The 3118-nt window shown below is 57.5% G+C and carries 1 protein-coding gene and 1 pseudogene; both read right to left on the reverse strand.

Going from position 1 to position 3118, the window contains the following annotated elements:
* Window positions 1-94: 94 nt before the first annotated feature.
* Window positions 95-666: pseudogene (locus A3AS_RS50290) on the reverse strand (transposase); the annotation flags it as partial.
* A 331-nt stretch (window positions 667-997) separates the two neighbouring features.
* Window positions 998-2500 carry a porin gene (locus tag A3AS_RS0140715; protein WP_018323166.1) on the reverse strand — a complete coding sequence of 501 codons (1503 nt, stop codon included), beginning with the start codon at window positions 2498-2500 and terminating at the stop codon, window positions 998-1000.
* Between the last annotated feature and the right edge of the window lie 618 nt (window positions 2501-3118).

Consider the following 3118-nt stretch of genomic DNA (forward strand, 5'->3'; position numbering starts at 1 on the left):
ACTCCGGTCGGGCTACGCCCTCCCTGCGTCACGAGCCCGGCGAAGCTCTCTCATCCTGATTGACGCTGCACTTCCATCCTGATTGCCGCGCCGCATTCTTGTCCCGCGCATTGACGGCCTTGAACTTCGATCCATCGATGGCGACGCTCGCTGCACCGAACAGATCAAGCTTGCGGCACAGCGCGACGAACTCGCGACAGACCTCACGAATGGCCTTGCCATTGTCCTTGCGGAAATCCGCGATGGTCTTGAAGTCCGGCGCGAGCTGCCCGGTCAGCCAGATCATCTCGATATTGCGCTGGCATTCCCGCTCCAGCCGCCGGCTCGACGGGACCTGACCTGCCACCGAACTTTCATCCATCGGCAGTTAGAGTCTCGGGGTTTTGTACGCCAAGTGGCGCGGGTGGAGCAACGGACGATCGGCGGAGCTGGTCGGGGTTGCGCAGCCGGTCGTCCGTTGCGGTGAGGTGGGCGGCATAGGCCGCTGGGGTAAGGTATTTCAGTGTCGAGTGACTGGACACCGACGACCCCCAGCTTGCCGAGATCGAGACCGTCGACGAACACGTCGACCGCGCGGACCGGATTATCCTCGCTCACATAGTCATCGAGCGACGACGGAAACAGCGTGCTCTGCCCCCGATCCACCCCTTCAACAAAGCGCTTCATCAGATGCCCCGCAAAATCGCAGGAAATCTTATCGCCCGAATCACAGCAAACAGAGCCTTTTCACACGGCCTGGGCCCCTAGCTGAAACGCTGTATTGCATCGTCAAATACGATTGCGATTTGCATGTCCAGACCCCGTCTTCACACCCGATGCGGATGGCGGGTTGCGACTCTAGCCGACGACGGTTGTGCTGCCACCCCGTTTCACACATTCTGGAAAATTGAAGAGAAACGTAAAGGCCTCCGGCGGGCATGCCGGAGGCCTTCTTGGAGGTCAAACTATAGATGTATAGAGCCGCTTCTTTTCTCCTTCCGCTATCTTGACCAGAGACTCACCAGTTGCGCTGAGCGCGGAGCATCAGCGCGAGGCTGCTCTGGTTCTTCAGTTCGTAGGTTGCAGCTGGCTTGGCAATGCTCGACTGCAGCGGCAGGGTCACCGTGCTTCCGCTCGCATACTTCTGGTCCAGCATCATGTAAGAGAGGTCGGCCGTAAAGGCCAAGTTTTTGACCGGAGTCCAGGTCGTCATCGTACCTACAACTGCGTAGTTGAAGTCGGGGTTGCAGCCGGCAACGCCGCTCGAGAGTGCGAGGCCTGCCACGAACGCGCCGCAGATGTAGCTCTTTGCCGTGTCCGTGTGCCGCACAGCAGCCCACGCACCGTAGAGACTGGTGGCCCAGCGTGGATCCCAGTTGTGGGTGTAACCAGCATTGAAGCCGTAGGTCGTCGTCAGCTCCTGCCCGGAGCCAGTCACAAACACCGCATCAGAGAGACCCGCGAGGCCGACGCTCTGGTAAGCACCCGCAAGGCCCGTGCCACGGTACATTGCGTAGGTGGTCGACAGATAGTCCTCGAAGTTGTAACGGCTTGCGCCCTTGGTATACACGCCGGTCAAGTTGATGGTATCACCCGGCCCAGTTGGGAGATTCTTGATCGACAATGCCAGCTGACCAGCCCAGCCCCACTTGTCGCTCGGATGGCCGGTGACTTCGGTCGCGCCATAGTAGCCAGCATGGTTCTCATGTGCGGCGACTGACGCCTGAAAGAGGCCCCAAGCCTGGTCGACACGGACCATCGCAATGAGGTCCGGCATTCGAGAACCGCCGAAGTCGTTGGCTCCGTACGCACCGGTGGCGAGACCTGCAGGCGTCGCGCCGCTCACGTTCCAGAGGTTGCTTTGGTCAAGGGCGACTTGATCCTGCGCCGAGAACGAGGCCGTGATGCCTTGACCGAAGTCAGCGGTGTAGGTGACCTGGTTCCTGGGATTGTAGCCGAAGCCGCCCGGCATCTCGAAGAGGTTCGCCGGATACGAGGCCCAGGGCGTGGCGAACTGTGAAACCGTCTTGCCGAACGTGAAGCCGGCGAACTGGATGAACGCGAAGTACGTGGTAAGCGAAGGACCCGCGGTCGAGGGATAGGTCGTCGAGCCATTCACGGCCGTTGTGCCAGTCCCAGAATAGCCACCATCGGTATAAGTGTAAAAGCCCTGGAAGAAGGTACGGACGACGCCGTACTCGGTCGCGGTGCGCGTATCGATGTTGAGGCCTAGTCGGGATCTAGAGGTGTAGTAATTGCCAAGGCGGTTTTTTGCTCCACCGACGCCACTACTGGCGACGTCACCGATAGTGTTCGTGCCCAACATTGTTTCGGCACGCAAATAACCACTGAACTTGAGGCAAGTGTCAGTGCCGGGGATGTAGTAGAATCCGGCACCATAAAGCGAGCAGACCTTTACGTACTCGACCGCCTTCGCCTTTACGGGAAGATCAGCTGCCTGCGCCCCGGCGCCCGCAAACATTGCTGCAGAACCGAGAGTAAAAATCTTCATCAGTTTCATCGTTGAACCTCCAAGTTGGAAACGCCGTTTCCGCCCTTCAAAGATCCGTCGCTACTAGCCTCGCCGCGCGGCGGGTGCTTGACGGAACGACTTCGAGGCGCCCCCTCGCTGTCCATCGACCTATACTTTCTCAAATCAATTGCTGCAATTAAGTAATGAAAGCAAGCCCCGTTTCCGGGGAGAGCGTTGTAATTTAGCAACTTCTTGCCCCTCCCTTGCGGCTTAAGGCCCAAGAACGAAGGTCACAAGAAAGAAAAGCCTCCAGGGGGCATCCCAGAGGCTTTCATTTGGAGATTTGACATGACCGATGGATCGATAATTTAACGGTCGGACTGACCGATAGCTAAAATAAATTGTATTTGTCAATTGTTATTTTACATGGGAGGTGTGTCGTGCCAACACTTTTTTGGGCGATCCAAGAGGGATACGTACTCTCGCTCATGAAGGATCGGATGCACACGTTCCCGGCGGCATGAGATTTGGCGGAAAGACCAATATGGCGGAAAAAGAACAACTCGATAGAGCCTTTAGAGATTTCATCTGGAACATCGTCGAGATCCATTCGCAACTCGAGGAAATACACAAAGGCTGGGCGCAGATGTTAGGAATAACCGAAGC

Origin of the sequence: Bradyrhizobium sp. WSM2793, assembly GCF_000379585.1 — a bacterium.
Classification (GTDB): Bacteria; Pseudomonadota; Alphaproteobacteria; order Rhizobiales; family Xanthobacteraceae; genus Bradyrhizobium.

Bases quoted from the DNA above. Each gene is read 5' to 3' on its own strand.
- A3AS_RS0140715 (WP_018323166.1), bottom strand. From the start codon at position 2,500: ATGAAACTGATGAAGATTTTTACTCTCGGTTCTGCAGCAATGTTTGCG.